The following is a 13,735-nucleotide window of genomic DNA, read 5'->3' on the forward strand; positions in this document are numbered from 1 at the left end:
CGAAGGGGAATTTACATTTTACACAAAACCACCGAAATCAGGATAGATTTCGGTGGTTTTTACATTTTCTTAGACATTTATAGCCGTAGGTTTACAAATCCTTAGGCTTGATTTAACGCAGTAGAAACATCTGCTCATTAATCTATACACATGGGAACGTTCCCATGTGGGAACGGTCTCACAGCTGTGAAGGGGAGTGCATCGTGGATAATCCGACCATCAAAGAAATCGCCCGGCGAGCCGGGGTGTCCAAATCTACCGTTTCGAGGATTATTTCCGGGAAGGGATATTCCAGTCCGGAAGCGCGAGATAAGGTGCTTGGGCTGATCGAGGAATTGCAATATAAACCGAATGCAGTCGCACGGGCTATGGTGTCGCAAAGGACGCATAACATTGGGTTACTCTTGTATAGACGAGATCATCCGATTGCTTCGCATCCCTTCTATGGCAAAATCGTCGATGCCGTCTTATTGGAATCAGCACGGTTGAACTATTCGATCTTCGTTACAACGGACCACGATATGTCGTATCGTTCGGCCGACTTCATGATCGAGAAACGGGTGGATGGGCTCATTCTGATAAGCCGGCTGCAGCAGAATGTCATTGATCATATCACGAACTTCGGCATCCCATTTGTCATGGTGAACGGCTCGACAGATGTTGATGGTGTCATCCATATCGTGAATCAAGACGAAGAAGGCGGCAGGATGGTCGCCGAGCACTTGACGCAAACCGGTCATGAACGAATATTCGTCATTGCCGGTCCTCAGAGTCATCGAAGTCATCATTTACGCTTGAAGGGGTTCATGACTTCTATTAGGCAGTCCGGTATTCAAGAAACATATGCGGCGATTCAATCCGCGGCAACTTCGACATTCGGAGAAGGATACGAGATCATGAGCCGACAATGGGGTCAATTTCGGGAAGACGGATATACGGCGCTCTTCGCCACTAATGACATGCTCGCTATGGGCGCGATGAAATTTCTGCTGGAGCAGTCAGTGCGTATTCCCGAGCAAGTGTCTGTGATTGGGTTCGATGACGTGGATTTCGCGACAATGTTCACGCCATCCTTGACGACAGTCAAGGTAGATACGGGGGAGATGGGCACCCAGGCTGTCCGGCTCTTAGACCAACTGATTCGGCAAGAACTACACATTGAACAACCCAAGCAGCTGACCCCGCGGCTGCTTATCAGACAGTCAACCAAATAACCAGCTATCCATTCTGAAAGGAGCGATAACCCTTCATGCGTTGGTATTTCAAGGCACTTGGAACACGAAAAATCATTGAATTCATTGTACTTGTCATCTTCGTTATCTTCTTTCTGGGACCGCTGCTGAACTTGGCAATTCTCGCCTTCACCGGAAAATGGAACTATCCGGACGTTATTCCGCATCAATGGTCCATGAAATGGTGGGCTTTCGTTTTCAAACAAGAGGACATCCCGCAATCCATCGGCTTATCCTTCCTGATCGCCTCAATTGTAACCGGACTGTCCATCGTGCTATGTATCCCGGCAGCTTATGCATTCGCACGCATTCGGTTCCCGTTCAGTCGTTTCTTCTTATTCTCGTTTCTGCTGACCCATGCATTTCCGAAGATGGGGCTGTATGTCTCGATCGCGGTGCTTTTCTACAAGCTCGGCTTGATGAATACGCTGCTTGGCGTTGTCCTGATCCATATGATTAACGTGCTCATGTTCATGACTTGGATTCCGACCGCCGCCTTCCGGAATGTACATCAAGCGCAGGAAGAATCAGCGAGAGACGTGGGAGCCGGACCGATTCGGGTATTTGTCAAAATCACCTTGCCAATGGCATTGCCCGGCATCATCGTCGCCTCGATCTTCACATTCCTAAACTCGCTCGATGAAGCACAGGGAACGTTCCTGGTTGGTATTCCGAATTACAAGACGATGCCGATTGTCATGTATTCCATTATCAGCGATTATCCGGCATACGCCGGCGCGGTGTTTTCTATCATACTGACCGCACCGACGATTATTCTGCTGCTCGCCGCCAAACGATTCGTAAGCGCGGACGTCATGTCCAGCGGATTTACGTTGAAATAACAAATCAAGTAAAGCGTGACTTAGGAGGCCGTTATGAGTATGGTTCAGAGCATTCAAGACGTTAAGCAAGCTGCGGAAAACCGAGAAATCCAGCTCTCCGTTCAACAGTTGTCGAAACGTTACCGCACCGGAGAAGGTGTAACTTCAATCTCGCTTGATGTGCGTAAGGGGGAGCTCGTAACGCTGCTTGGTCCTTCCGGCTGCGGTAAAACAACGGTGCTGCGCAGCATCGGAGGGTTTCTCGAACCGGACTCCGGCGATATTCTCATCGAAGGCGTGAGCGTGCTCAAGTCCCCGCCGGAGAAACGTCCGACTTCGATGGTGTTTCAGAGCTACAATCTATGGCCGCATATGACGGTGTTCGATAACCTGGCATTCGGTCTTAAAATACGCAAGATGAAGAAGGCCGACATCCGTAAGGCGGTCCAAGACGTTCTGAACCTTGTTCGCTTGCCGGACGCCGAGAACAAATATCCCGGTCAGCTATCGGGGGGACAGCAGCAGCGAATCGCGCTTGCCAGGTCCTTGCTCTTGAAGCCAGCCGTTCTTCTACTAGATGAGCCGTTCTCTGCGCTGGATGCTAAGCTTCGGCATGAGATGCGGGAGGAACTGCGTGAGATTCAGGCAGAGACCGGCCTCACGATGGTATTCGTCACGCATGACCAGGAAGAGGCGTTGTCGATATCCGACCGCATCGTCGTCATGAATCACGGCAAGATCGAACAAATCGCTTCCCCGCAAGAGATATACGATCAGCCTAGCTCTTTGTATGTCGCCCAATTTATCGGCAAGATGAACTTTTTGAAAGGGGTGATTTCGGAAGGCCAAGTCATGGTAGGGAAGTTGAGATTTCCAAATTCGAAATCGTTGTCCGGCGGGGGATGGCTGGCAATCCGGCCTGAAGATGTCATCATGTCGAGTCAAGAACAAGAGGGTTTACCCGGCATCGTTAAACAGATTATGGTTCTAGGCCACTATGCCGAAGTATCGATTCAATTACAGGAATATGGTGTTATTCGGGCCTTTCAACCGCGGGATGCCGTGAAGGAGCTACATTCCGGTGACCGGATTTCCGTCGGCTTCAAGAAAGTCATTACGTATCCGGAAGTCTAATCGAATCGAGTTTCAAGCGAGTCTCAAGCTAGACCCCAAAAACCCAATGCCAAGGAGGCAAATAATCATGTTAAACAAGAAATCCGCCCTTGCTTTACTGACTTTAACAACCGTTACCGCAGGTCTTCTCGCCGGATGTGGAAATACGAATAACTCGGAGAATGCCAACGCAGGTGCAGCAAATACGAAGCCGACGAATGCGAACAGTACTTCTGCTTCGACGGATACTTCGGCTGAACCCGTTGAATTCAGCTTCTATTTCACGGGCTCCGAGAACGTTAAGAATCTTTGGGACACGCTTGTGCCTATGTTTGAGAAAGACCATCCGGATATTAAGGTTAAAGAGGTCTATATTCCGTCCGGTACCGGCGCACAGCCTACTTACGACCGCATTCTCGCAGCGAAGCAAGCAGGCAAAGGCTCCGGCGACATCGATCTGTATGAGGATGGGCTGAGCAACGTAACGCAAGGGCAGAAGGACGATCTGTGGGAAACGCTTGATTCGGCCAAAATTGGCAACCTCGCTTCCGTTGACGCCAGTACGATGACGGACGTATCCAACCTGGCAGTGCCGTATCGTTCGTCCGCCGTCGTACTTGCTTACAACAGCGAGAAGGTGCAGACGCCTCCGAAATCACTGGATGAGCTGTTCACATGGATTAAAGCGAATCCGGAACGTTTTGCTTACAATGACCCGTCTACGGGTGGTGCAGGCAGCTCGTTTGTCACAACGACGTTGTACGACAAGCTCCCTGAAGATGCCATTCATAACTCCGATCCGGCCATTCAGACGCAGTGGAACACTGGTTTCGATACGCTGAAGGATCTCGGCAAATTTGTGTACGGTAAAGGCATTTATCCGAAGAAAAACCAAGGCACGCTGGATCTGCTCATCAGCGGCGAGGTGGACATGATCCCGGCTTGGTCGGACATGGCGCTCGAGCAAATCGGTAACGGTCAACTGCCGGCTACAACCAAAATTTCGCAAATCAATCCGGGCTTCAACGGCGGTCCGACGTACCTAATGGTGCCGAAGCTGTCCGAGAAGAAGGATGCGGTTAATGAATTCCTGAACTTCGTGCTGTCGCCGGAAGCGCAAGCGGTTGTCGTGACCACCATGCACGGTTTCCCGGGTATCCAGCTGTCGAACATGCCCCAGGATATCCAAGATTCCTTCAAAGGCGTGGCTGAAGGCTTCCGTACATTCAACATCGGCGATCTGGGCAGTGAAATCAACAAACGCTGGCAAAGCGATGTAGCGGCGCAATGATGAAGAAACAAGTGAAAATGGGGATACTGGGATTGCTTCTGGTCATCCCCTCTTTTCTGTTGCTGTTCGTCACGGTCGTCATCCCAATCGCGGTTTCGTTTAAGGAGAGCCTGACCAATAAGGAGGGCGGCATCGACCTGTCGAATTACAAGTTTTTGTTCACCGACAAGCTGATGCGCTCCAATATTATTTTTTCGCTGGAAGTGACGGTTATATCGGTTGTGATCGTACTGATCGTCAGTTATGCGCTGGCTGCTTACATGCGATTCAACAAAGGCAAATTAGTCGGGTGGATTCGGAATATGTATATGATCCCGATGTTTATTCCTACGGTCATCGCGACGTACGGTTTGATTCAGCTGTTAGGTAACCATGGCTGGGTATCGCGCTTTGTGCTTCTGCTTGGCGGCAGCGGTTTTCCACGTATTATTTTCGATATGAAAGGCATTATTATCGCGAATCTATGGTTCAACATTCCATTTACTACCATGCTGCTTGGTTCAGCCTTGGCAGGTATCCCGGATTCGGTGATGGAAAGCGCAAAGGATGTAGGAGCGGGGAGACTACGTCTGTTCACTCGCTTTATCGTACCACTCACCTACAAAACGCTGCTTGTGGCGGTCACCTTCGTCTTCATGGGCGTTATCGGCTCGTTCACCGCGCCGTTCCTGCTTGGTCCGAATGCACCGCAAATGCTTGGCGTCTCGATGGAGCAAATATTCGGTGTCTTTCAAGAGAAGGAGAAGGCTTCTGCGCTCGCATTCTTCACCTTCTTGTTATGCTCGTTCATGGGCTACTTCTACATTCGCAGCATGGTAAAAGAAGAGGCAGCGCGTTCGTGATGAATGTTAGGATGATTTCAAGACGGTAGTGAGGAGTGTGACAAGAATGAAACGTAACTTTCCGCTGATTACGGCTCACGCAGGCAGTATGAATACAGAGGCACATACACTTCATTCGGTTCAAATCGGACTCGAGCTTGGTGCCGATGTGGTGGAAGAGGATATTCGGGTGACCAAGGACGGAATTCCTGTGCTGGCACATGACGATGAATGGCTTACCGGCCAACGGTTGAATGTGAATATAGCGGGAATGACTTATGTGGAATTAAACGAAATGCAATTAGAGTCTGAGCATGGAAGTGCACCAAGGCTCCTTAAGCTGGAAGAGATTTTGCCGCTCGTGAAAGCTTCCGGCAAAATCGTGAATTTGGACTTAAAGGTTGATGCGGCAATTGAGCCTGCAGCGGCGCTGGTCCGCAAATTCGACCTGTCGCAGCATGCTTTCTTCTCGGGCTGCGAGTTCCAACGGGCACTGATGGCGAAGATTCTACAGCCGGAAATGCATAAACTCCTTAACACCAACGTCGAGCTGTTCAAGACCTTGCCTTATCGGGAGGCAATGATTCAAACATGTGCGGATGCCCGTGAAGCCGCATGCTTTGGCGTGAATATTTATCATGGACTCCTGAGGCAAGAATTCGTGGAATATGCCTCAGGTCTTGGATTGCCCGTATATGCGTGGACTGTGGAGGATGAAATGCAAATGCGACAATACGCGGAGTGGGGCGTACATTCCATCACGACACGCAATGTTGCGGCGTTAGTACGTGTGAAGCAGGTATTCCAGCTTGAACAGCCGTCTGTCTAACCACTCAAGTTCAACGACCCTTCCTACCTAGTAGTCATACATTCGACTATGGAAACATATCTATGAAACAATTGGTAGTTTCGTAGTATTAGGAGGCGGTTGAAGTGACCCATGAGCCTGTGTTTACGGTGGAAGAAGTCGCTATTATGCTAAATAAAGATAATCGCATCATTTACCAGTGGTTGGCAACGGGCACTTTGCAAGGAAAGCGCAGGACCAAGGGAAGAAGAAGCAGGTGGGGGATTCCCGCTTCCTCGGTAAAACCTTTTATCCCTAGCAGGTTAAGCGAACACGATAAGGCTGTTTTGGATATATCGGCTAAAATCCTAGAATTGAAGGATCGACCCTTAAGCGAGAGCAGCATGGATCTCCTGGATGAGTTATTCATGCATTTTCTCAGTCACCAAGACGTCCATGCGACAAACGCTCCCGAAGAAGAGGAAATGAAGAAGATTCGGTGCAACCGGATTGGTATCGTGACAAGGGATTGTATCGGATGGGATAAGTTAGCTTTGCACCAATTAATAAACATGAATCGGAATGGGTTCATAAGCGACGTGTCGTTAAGTGAAATCTTAATCTCGAACGAGTGGGTAGCACCTTATGAATACCTGACGAACGAAATCGTGTTTGTAAGAGATGCGAAATAAATTCTCGTATGTGAGAAAAAACGCCGGTGACCTTAAGCAGGTGACCGGCGTTTCCATATGAGTTTGGAGGTATCAGAAGTCCTGGGAGGTAGGACGCAGAACGATCTCGTTGATATCGACTTCCTTCGGCTGTTCGATGGCAAAGGCGATGGCCCGCGCCACGGCGCTTGCCGGAATCGCGGTTTTGTAGAAATCCAATACAGTGGATTGTGCCGTGCCTGTGGTGTTAAACTTCAGGTCGCTGTCTACCGCCCCCGGTTCGATGGACGTCACTCGGACCTTATCTCCGACTTCGTGACGCAGTCCTTCGGATATCGCACGTACCGCGAATTTCGTACCCGAGTAGACGGTGCCGCCCGGCGAGAAGACCTTAATCCCAGCAACTGAGCTGATATTAATGATGTGACCGTCATTCTGGGCAAGGAATCCCGGGAGAGTAGAGGCGATGCCGTACAAAACCCCCTTGAGGTTGATGTCAATCATCGCATCCCACTCATCGGTGTTCACTTCGGCCATAGGACGAATCGGCATAAGGCCGGCGTTGTTGACAAGCACGTCCAATTTGCCGTAATCAGCGATGACCGCATCGACAACAGCCTTGAACTGCACCTTGTCGGTCACATCGAGCGGATAGGCGCCGGCTTTCCCGCCAGCCTCCGTAATCTGTGCAACGACCTCGTCGAGCTTGTCTTTCCGGCGCGCTGCCACGGCCACGATCGCTCCTTTGGATGCAAGAAGTCGTGCAGTTTCCGCTCCCAGACCCGTGCCTCCACCTGTGATTAGTACTACCTTGTTCTCAATACCTTCGCTCATCATAATTCTCCTCTATGAATGTATTAGGGCCATGCCCTGGGAATTTGCTTAGACTTGTTATTACTTCACGCTGAGGTCAACATAGAACGGCACATTGGTCACGCCGAGCTCGCGGGCATAGATGAATAGTTGGCCTTTATGATGAGCCTCGTGTGCGACCAGGCGATGGAACATTTCTTCGACCGGCTCCGTAATATCTACTCCGTTAATGTTGATCGTGGCGATTTGTTGAAGATCCTCTTCGGTATAGGAGGCTAGTTTGTGCGCTGTCACCTCAGTCAATTGTTTAACGAGCTCGCGCGCTTCCACAATTGTCGCAGGAACAGGTGGAATATTCATGTCGCGTTTATCGATTTGAGCGAAGAAGAACTCCGGCGTCCAAGCAAGATGATGGATAAGCTCAAGCGTTGTCCATCCGCCTTGCCAAGGAGTCCAGCTGCCGCTGGAATCGGGAAGTTGTGCGACTAGTTCAACCAGGCTGTTATGATGCATTTTCCAGCCTTTCATGATTTTTTGGGATGCAGAAGTTGTAGTTGTTGTTGTCATTATAAATTCCTCCTAAAGTTTAGATAGCTAATGGATGAAGGCGATACAATACTCGTTGCTCTAACAATGCTTCAGCCGACAAACGGTAATTCATATAATGAGAAGATGCCAGATGGTCTTGAATGGCCGCTTCATCTTTCCATATCTCATAAAATGCATACTGACTGGGATTATCGGGACTTTCATGCAATACATAGCTTAAGCAGCCATCTTCAGCACGAGAAGGGGGGACAACCGCGAGCAGAACCTCACGAAGTTGTTGTTCATAGCCTTGTCGAGCTTTCAGAATTGCAACAATGGCAATGGTGCTCATGGTGACACTCCTTCCTTACTAACGCTCAAATACCTCAATGAGTGCCTTAGCCGCGCTTTCGGCCGATTGTGGATTTTGCCCTGTAATAAGATTGCCATCGATCTGGACGTTATCGGTCCAATTAGGTGTTGCTATCACATTAGCTCCTAATTCGCGAAACTTAGATTCTAAGAGGAAAGGCATGTATTTGTCTAACTGCGTTTCTCTTTCTTCTGCATCTGTGAATACAGCTACCGTTTTTCCGGCTATCAGGGAAGTGCCATCCGGCAGCTTCACCTTAACGAGTCCTGCAGGACCGTGGCAGACGGCAACAACCGGTTTGCCTGCTTCATATAAAGCAATAATCATCGACTGAAGCAATTGGTTGTCAGGCAGGTCGAACATCGTTCCGTGGCCGCCGGGAAGAAAGATCGCATCATAGGACGCAATATCCTTTACTTGATCAAGAGGGAGCGTGTTGTCAACGAGCGGGATCATGTCCAGCATTTCTTGAGGAGCGTCGACCAAGCTTCGATGATCGATTGGTGCTTTACCTCCGAGCGGGCTTGCAATTGTGATCTTATAGTTACGTTTAGAGAAAGCAGCATAAGGCTCACCGAACTCTGACAGCCACATACCGGTTCGTTCATCTTCACTTAATTTTTCCGCATTGGTAAGAACCATTAAAATTTGTTTTGTCATTAAAATAACCTTACCTCCTCATGAACTCATGTATTCATATCGGCCGTGGGTTAAACTTTAACATTCCTCCGCTGAGGATTGTACTTCCACTTCGTTAGAAGGCAATAACCAAACATTATGAGGAGAGTAAGTAGCAAGTACTGCATGCCTAAAACATATTGTTAACTTTGATTTCACTTATCACTCATAATAAAATCATGAATTCATTATAAAAAAATTTATTAATAATCCTTTGCAGCGTTTTCGCGTGAAGTCTTATAATAGTTCTGACGAATGGTAAAAATACGGATTGACCTGGTGGGAGGATAAGTGGGATGAGAACAAAGGCGTGGTACGCAAAAGCACCATTTCAATTTGAGCTGCGCGAGGGCGAGTTGGGGGAGATCGGCGAGAACGAGGTCCTGATTCGAGTCAAAGCGTGCGGCATATGCGGGACGGACATGACTAGCGTGAAATCGGCCGCGGCCGATTGGGAGGCTATCGGTCATGAAATCGCGGGTGTCATCGTTAGCAAAGGCGCGCATGTCAGCCATCTTGAGGAAGGGGCTTCGGTGACGCTCGAGACAAGTACGTTTTGCCGGATGTGTGAATGGTGTCGGAATGGCCGCTATGATCTGTGCAATAAGGGGCCAAGTTTCTGGGGACGGAATTTCTCAATGGGGTTCGCTGATTATATCGTCGCTCCCAAGGAGGTTGTCGTACCGTTCGAGGGAATATCCTTCGCTGTCGCGTCGCTCGTGGAACCGTTAGGTGTAGCAATGGATCTCATTGAGACGATCGATATCCGCATGGGTGATGACGTACTGGTATTAGGTCTCGGTCCAATCGGCCTGATGGCGCTTCGTCTTGCGAAACTTCGAGGTGCGCGAAAAATCTATGCTGCGGCACGATCTCATTCTGTTAAACGTATCGAGACGGCGCTCGCATTCGGAGCCGACGAAATCATTTATACGGACAAGACACCGCTAGAGACATTCGCCTTCGAACGCGGCGGGGTGGACAAGGTGCTCGTTTCGGCGCCGCCGTCGACGATTCCATCGGCAATCAAAGTGGCAAGGACCGGCGGCGTGATCGGTTACATAGGCATCGAATACGGCGAAGGCGCAAACATCAGTTTTGATGCGAATGAGTTTCATTTCAAGAAACTGCAGTTGAGGGCGTCTCATGCGACGCCGGCGCTATTCTTCCCGCAATGCATCGAGCTGCTGAAGTCAGGCGTCATCGATGGCGATGCTTTGATTACACATACGTTCTCGTTGGACGAATTTCCGGACGCGATGAAGTTGCTGCATGATGATCGCGGGTCCGCGATCAAGATGGTCTTAGTCAACGAATAGCGGGACACCTAGCAGGAGCTTGATCATGATAAAATGAAATTACTAGAATAATGTTTCATTAAATCCGCGAAATTTTGCGGATTTTTTTATTTAATAGCATTAATTCTTTTGGTCTATCTAATCGCTTTTTCTTTAATAGAACTTTAACAGATCCGACATCATTCAGGTTACTTCATTTGTTTGATTGTGGTAAATTAACCAAATACAGAAAACCAACATACTAGCATAATCATTATTGCCGCTGAGAGTGGTAGAACAATCGGACTGATATTAAAGTAAAGAGAGGGAAATCAAATCAAATGAAAAAGAGTGTAACAGGACAAAGTAACAGCGGCTTCTCCGAAACGGGGCTGCGCAGAATGCGCGACGTGCTGGAGCGGCATGTGGAGTCCGGGAAGATTCCTGGACTCGTTGCACTGGTCAGCCGGTATGGTGAGACACATGTCGAAGCGATTGGGACGATGCGCCATGACGGTGGCGCGCCGATGCGCAGGGACACGATCTTCCGAATGGCCTCGACGTCTAAGCCGGTTACGATTGCGGCAACGATGGTCCTGATCGATGAGTGCAGGCTGCGGCTGGATGACTTGGTAGAGCAGTGGCTGCCGGAACTCGCCGATCGGCAAGTGCTAAAGCGGATCGACAGTCCGCTCGACGAAACTGTGCCGGCGCGGCGGCCGATCACCGTAAGAGACCTCCTAACCTCCACGTTCGGGCTTGGCATGGATCTGACGACGATGGGGACACCGATCATGAACGCGATTTTCGAGCTGGGGCTTACGCCTAATCTACCAGTGCCAATGCCCGAGCCGGATGAGTGGATGCGCCGTCTTGGCACGCTTCCGCTGATGCACCAGCCCGGAGAGCGCTGGCAGTACCACATCAGCAACGATCTACTCGGCGTGCTTGTCTCCAGAGTCACGGGCCAGTCGTTTGAGACTTTTCTGCGCGAACGTATCTTAGATCCCCTGGGCATGAAAGACACTGGTTTTCACGTACCCGCGGGCAAGATCGACCGACTGCCAACCCTCTATGCACCAAACCCGCAGACCGGTGAATTCCTCGTGTGGGACGAGGCCAAGGAAGGACGCTACAGCCAGCCACCGGTGTTCCAGGGCGGCGGCGGCGGACTTACCTCGACCGCCGATGACTACCACGTTTACTTCCAGATGCTGCTGCATCAAGGGATGCACGGAACTGAACGGATCCTGTCTCGGCCCGCCGTCCAGCTGATGACGACCAACCGCCTGACTTCAGATCAACAAGCCGCCAGAGATGCCATGGCTAGAAACAATGTCCATATATCATTCGGCCAAGGGCAGCATGGCAGCTGGGGCTTCGGGATGGCGGTGCGCACCTACCAAGGAGACTATGCGCCAATTGGCCAGTTCGGCTGGGATGGCGGAAGCGGCACTGCGACGTACGCCGACCCGGACAATCAGCTCATCGGAATCCTGCTCACTCAGGTCGGGGCGTCCACTCCGGATTCATCGCGCCTTATTCACGACTTCTGGACCACAGTCTATCAGGCAATCGAAGACTGAGACGTGTCCTATGGATTGGCGAAGTATTGAAAGCCGCATAAATCGCGGCTAGAAGCCGAAAGGGAGTTTATTCATTTGCGAACACGAATAATGCTATTATCTCTAGTATTCCTTCTATCATTTTCTTGTATGCCAACGGTTATGGCCGAGTCTAATTCCACAAATATTCAATATTATGATACTAATTCATTCATTAAGAGTGACGGTTCATACTGGATTTGGGGCAGGGACCAATTAGTTCCAACTCATGTGCAAGGCATTACTGACGTTAAATATAGCTATGGCAATTTTTTTGTGAAGAATGATAATACCGTTTGGTATTGGAAACAACCAACAATGAATTATAATAGTGCTGATTTAGTTCAAGTTAAAGAATTGGACGGCGGTTATGCACAATTAGAGGGTTCTGGTGGAATGGCCATTCGTGATTTACAAGGTAGTGTCTTCTTTATTCCATGGGTTGATAACGACATTTTTGGCTACGATTTTCGGATTGTAAAGAAGATAGACGTCGATCATATTACGGATCTTACGAGTTTTGATAAGAGCGCACCCTATATGCCTGGAAGGGATTGGGTATTTCTGAAGGATAATGGAACTGTGTGGGCGTATAGTGGTTTTATGCCACGCCCAGTTTCTGCTGTTAAAGGATTGGATGACATTATAGATATTTACCGTAATCATGCGTTAAAGAGTGACGGAACTGTTTGGTATTGGACTGGTGAACCTAATGAATCTGCTACACAAGTACAAGGTTTAGTCAAAATCAAGTCAATTTTACCGGATTTCTTCTCCAGCATGTTTCTCGACGATCAATCAAGACTTTGGTACGGTGGATCTTATATAAATAGCTCCAATGAGGAACTTACAAAACAGCAAACACCAGTAATGATTACATCCATTGGTGAAGTGAAGGACGCTGTAACCATTAGTGACTCTTTAATTGTTTTGACACACAGCGGAGATTTATACGAAACTCCTATTACCCAAAGCAAAATGTCGAAAGCTCCTACATTTAAACGACTATCAACTAACGTACTGAATATGAAAGCAGCTGGAAGTCATATCATCATGCAAAAGAATGACGGTAGCTTATGGGGATGGGGAACAAATACCAATGCTGAACTTGGAGCAGGTGATAATCGTTCTGTTGCAATAACGCCGGTACCTGTTGGTGTTCCAATATCGTTAGAGGTTAACGGTGAGGACGTATTATTGACCAGTGGGGTTATCATGCGGAACAACCAATCCTTTATCCCGCTTCGAACTCTACTCGTAATGCTTAATGCAAACATCAGTTATGAAAGTAAAAGCAAGATCGTTATTGAAAGTAAAGAAGGAACTTCCCCTCCAATACGCTTATCAATTTATTGGAAATCCGGAGCGATCCTCTTAAATGAAAAGTCGATTGGTTCACAAACAAAAGCCTTCCTGCTGAATGGAACGTCCTACATACCTCTGAGATTTATCAGCGAGCAACTAGGTGCAGATGTTTCGTGGAGTAAGAAAGATCTTAAATTATCAATAACGTTAAAGGAGATCAATTCGTGAAGATGATATTGACGGTTATAAATGCTACGTAAATGCTGAATGTCAATCGAGTTGAAGCAAGACCATTGCAAACATTTTGCGATGGTTTTTTTGCGTTGCCAGCTGGGAATTAGTCAGGTGTCTTGCCTCTTTTTTCACTTCTTCACTTATTTACTACTTCTCAAAAAAATCGGTACTTTTAAAAAAAATCGAT

Annotated in this window: 14 protein-coding genes; 10 read left to right on the forward strand and 4 right to left on the reverse strand. The window is 48.7% G+C overall.

The annotated features are described in order from the left end of the window. Nucleotides 1-203: 203 nt before the first annotated feature. The 7 genes from AC0YNS_RS10280 to AC0YNS_RS10310 all read left to right on the forward strand — a co-directional run bounded on the left by AC0YNS_RS10280 (nucleotide 204) and on the right by AC0YNS_RS10310 (nucleotide 6,757). Nucleotides 204-1,214 carry a LacI family DNA-binding transcriptional regulator gene (locus tag AC0YNS_RS10280; protein WP_475780890.1) on the forward strand — a complete coding sequence of 337 codons (1,011 nt, stop codon included), beginning with the start codon at nucleotides 204-206 and terminating at the stop codon, nucleotides 1,212-1,214. A 35-nt stretch (nucleotides 1,215-1,249) separates the two neighbouring features. Continuing rightward, a complete protein-coding gene (locus AC0YNS_RS10285) occupies nucleotides 1,250-2,074 on the forward strand; it encodes an ABC transporter permease (protein ID WP_090975376.1) in 825 nt (274 codons plus the stop codon). 33 nt (nucleotides 2,075-2,107) lie between these two features. Then, a complete protein-coding gene (locus tag AC0YNS_RS10290; RefSeq protein ID WP_475780891.1) occupies nucleotides 2,108-3,187 on the forward strand; it encodes an ABC transporter ATP-binding protein in 1,080 nt (359 codons plus the stop codon). Between the two features lie 67 nt (nucleotides 3,188-3,254). Then, nucleotides 3,255-4,457, forward strand: coding sequence for an extracellular solute-binding protein (locus AC0YNS_RS10295; protein WP_475780892.1), 1,203 nt, complete (start codon nucleotides 3,255-3,257; stop codon nucleotides 4,455-4,457). Continuing rightward, the gene (locus AC0YNS_RS10300) at nucleotides 4,457-5,299 is read left to right on the forward strand and encodes an ABC transporter permease (RefSeq protein WP_475781017.1); all 843 of its coding nucleotides are present in this window, start codon (nucleotides 4,457-4,459) and stop codon (nucleotides 5,297-5,299) included. Before AC0YNS_RS10295 ends, AC0YNS_RS10300 begins: the two co-directional genes overlap by 1 nt. Before the next feature lie 46 nt (nucleotides 5,300-5,345). Further along, nucleotides 5,346-6,107, forward strand: a complete 762-nt coding sequence (locus AC0YNS_RS10305; RefSeq protein WP_475780893.1) for a glycerophosphodiester phosphodiesterase — start codon at nucleotides 5,346-5,348, stop codon at nucleotides 6,105-6,107. Between the two features lie 104 nt (nucleotides 6,108-6,211). After that, complete coding sequence (locus AC0YNS_RS10310; RefSeq protein WP_475780894.1) at nucleotides 6,212-6,757, forward strand: hypothetical protein; 546 nt, start codon at nucleotides 6,212-6,214, stop codon at nucleotides 6,755-6,757. A gap of 72 nt (nucleotides 6,758-6,829) precedes the next feature. Here the strand turns inward: AC0YNS_RS10310 and AC0YNS_RS10315 are convergent, their stop codons facing one another. From AC0YNS_RS10315 to AC0YNS_RS10330, 4 genes are read right to left on the reverse strand one after another with little or no spacing between them, the layout of a single operon-like run. Then, complete coding sequence (locus AC0YNS_RS10315) at nucleotides 6,830-7,573, reverse strand: SDR family oxidoreductase (protein WP_475780895.1); 744 nt, start codon at nucleotides 7,571-7,573, stop codon at nucleotides 6,830-6,832. 57 nt (nucleotides 7,574-7,630) lie between these two features. Further along, entirely contained in the window at nucleotides 7,631-8,116 is a 486-nt protein-coding gene (locus AC0YNS_RS10320; protein ID WP_475780896.1) for a DinB family protein, read from the reverse strand. A 19-nt stretch (nucleotides 8,117-8,135) separates the two neighbouring features. Continuing rightward, a complete protein-coding gene (locus AC0YNS_RS10325; protein WP_475780897.1) occupies nucleotides 8,136-8,429 on the reverse strand; it encodes a putative quinol monooxygenase in 294 nt (97 codons plus the stop codon). Between the two features lie 18 nt (nucleotides 8,430-8,447). Then, a complete protein-coding gene (locus AC0YNS_RS10330; RefSeq protein ID WP_475780898.1) occupies nucleotides 8,448-9,110 on the reverse strand; it encodes a type 1 glutamine amidotransferase domain-containing protein in 663 nt (220 codons plus the stop codon). A 314-nt stretch (nucleotides 9,111-9,424) separates the two neighbouring features. Here AC0YNS_RS10330 and AC0YNS_RS10335 point away from each other — a divergent pair, with 314 nt between their 5' ends. The 3 genes from AC0YNS_RS10335 to AC0YNS_RS10345 all read left to right on the forward strand — a co-directional run bounded on the left by AC0YNS_RS10335 (nucleotide 9,425) and on the right by AC0YNS_RS10345 (nucleotide 13,542). Beyond that, on the forward strand, nucleotides 9,425-10,447 hold the full coding sequence (locus AC0YNS_RS10335) for a zinc-dependent alcohol dehydrogenase (RefSeq protein ID WP_475780899.1): 1,023 nt from the start codon (nucleotides 9,425-9,427) through the stop codon (nucleotides 10,445-10,447). A 299-nt stretch (nucleotides 10,448-10,746) separates the two neighbouring features. Beyond that, on the forward strand, nucleotides 10,747-11,991 hold the full coding sequence (locus tag AC0YNS_RS10340) for a serine hydrolase domain-containing protein (RefSeq protein ID WP_475780900.1): 1,245 nt from the start codon (nucleotides 10,747-10,749) through the stop codon (nucleotides 11,989-11,991). Nucleotides 11,992-12,066: 75 nt separating this feature from the next. Beyond that, the gene (locus AC0YNS_RS10345) at nucleotides 12,067-13,542 is read left to right on the forward strand and encodes a stalk domain-containing protein (protein WP_475780901.1); all 1,476 of its coding nucleotides are present in this window, start codon (nucleotides 12,067-12,069) and stop codon (nucleotides 13,540-13,542) included. Nucleotides 13,543-13,735: the final 193 nt, after the last annotated feature.

It is taken from the genome of Paenibacillus sp. J22FR21 (assembly GCF_056269135.1).

Bases quoted from the DNA above. Each gene is read 5' to 3' on its own strand.
- AC0YNS_RS10285 (WP_090975376.1), top strand. From the start codon at position 1,250: ATGCGTTGGTATTTCAAGGCACTTGGAACACGAAAAATCATTGAATTC.
- AC0YNS_RS10290 (WP_475780891.1), top strand. From the start codon at position 2,108: ATGAGTATGGTTCAGAGCATTCAAGACGTTAAGCAAGCTGCGGAAAAC.
- AC0YNS_RS10295 (WP_475780892.1), top strand. From the start codon at position 3,255: ATGTTAAACAAGAAATCCGCCCTTGCTTTACTGACTTTAACAACCGTT.
- AC0YNS_RS10300 (WP_475781017.1), top strand. From the start codon at position 4,457: ATGAAGAAACAAGTGAAAATGGGGATACTGGGATTGCTTCTGGTCATC.
- AC0YNS_RS10305 (WP_475780893.1), top strand. From the start codon at position 5,346: ATGAAACGTAACTTTCCGCTGATTACGGCTCACGCAGGCAGTATGAAT.
- AC0YNS_RS10315 (WP_475780895.1), bottom strand. From the start codon at position 7,573: ATGATGAGCGAAGGTATTGAGAACAAGGTAGTACTAATCACAGGTGGA.
- AC0YNS_RS10320 (WP_475780896.1), bottom strand. From the start codon at position 8,116: ATGACAACAACAACTACAACTTCTGCATCCCAAAAAATCATGAAAGGC.
- AC0YNS_RS10325 (WP_475780897.1), bottom strand. From the start codon at position 8,429: ATGAGCACCATTGCCATTGTTGCAATTCTGAAAGCTCGACAAGGCTAT.
- AC0YNS_RS10330 (WP_475780898.1), bottom strand. From the start codon at position 9,110: ATGACAAAACAAATTTTAATGGTTCTTACCAATGCGGAAAAATTAAGT.
- AC0YNS_RS10335 (WP_475780899.1), top strand. From the start codon at position 9,425: ATGAGAACAAAGGCGTGGTACGCAAAAGCACCATTTCAATTTGAGCTG.
- AC0YNS_RS10340 (WP_475780900.1), top strand. From the start codon at position 10,747: ATGAAAAAGAGTGTAACAGGACAAAGTAACAGCGGCTTCTCCGAAACG.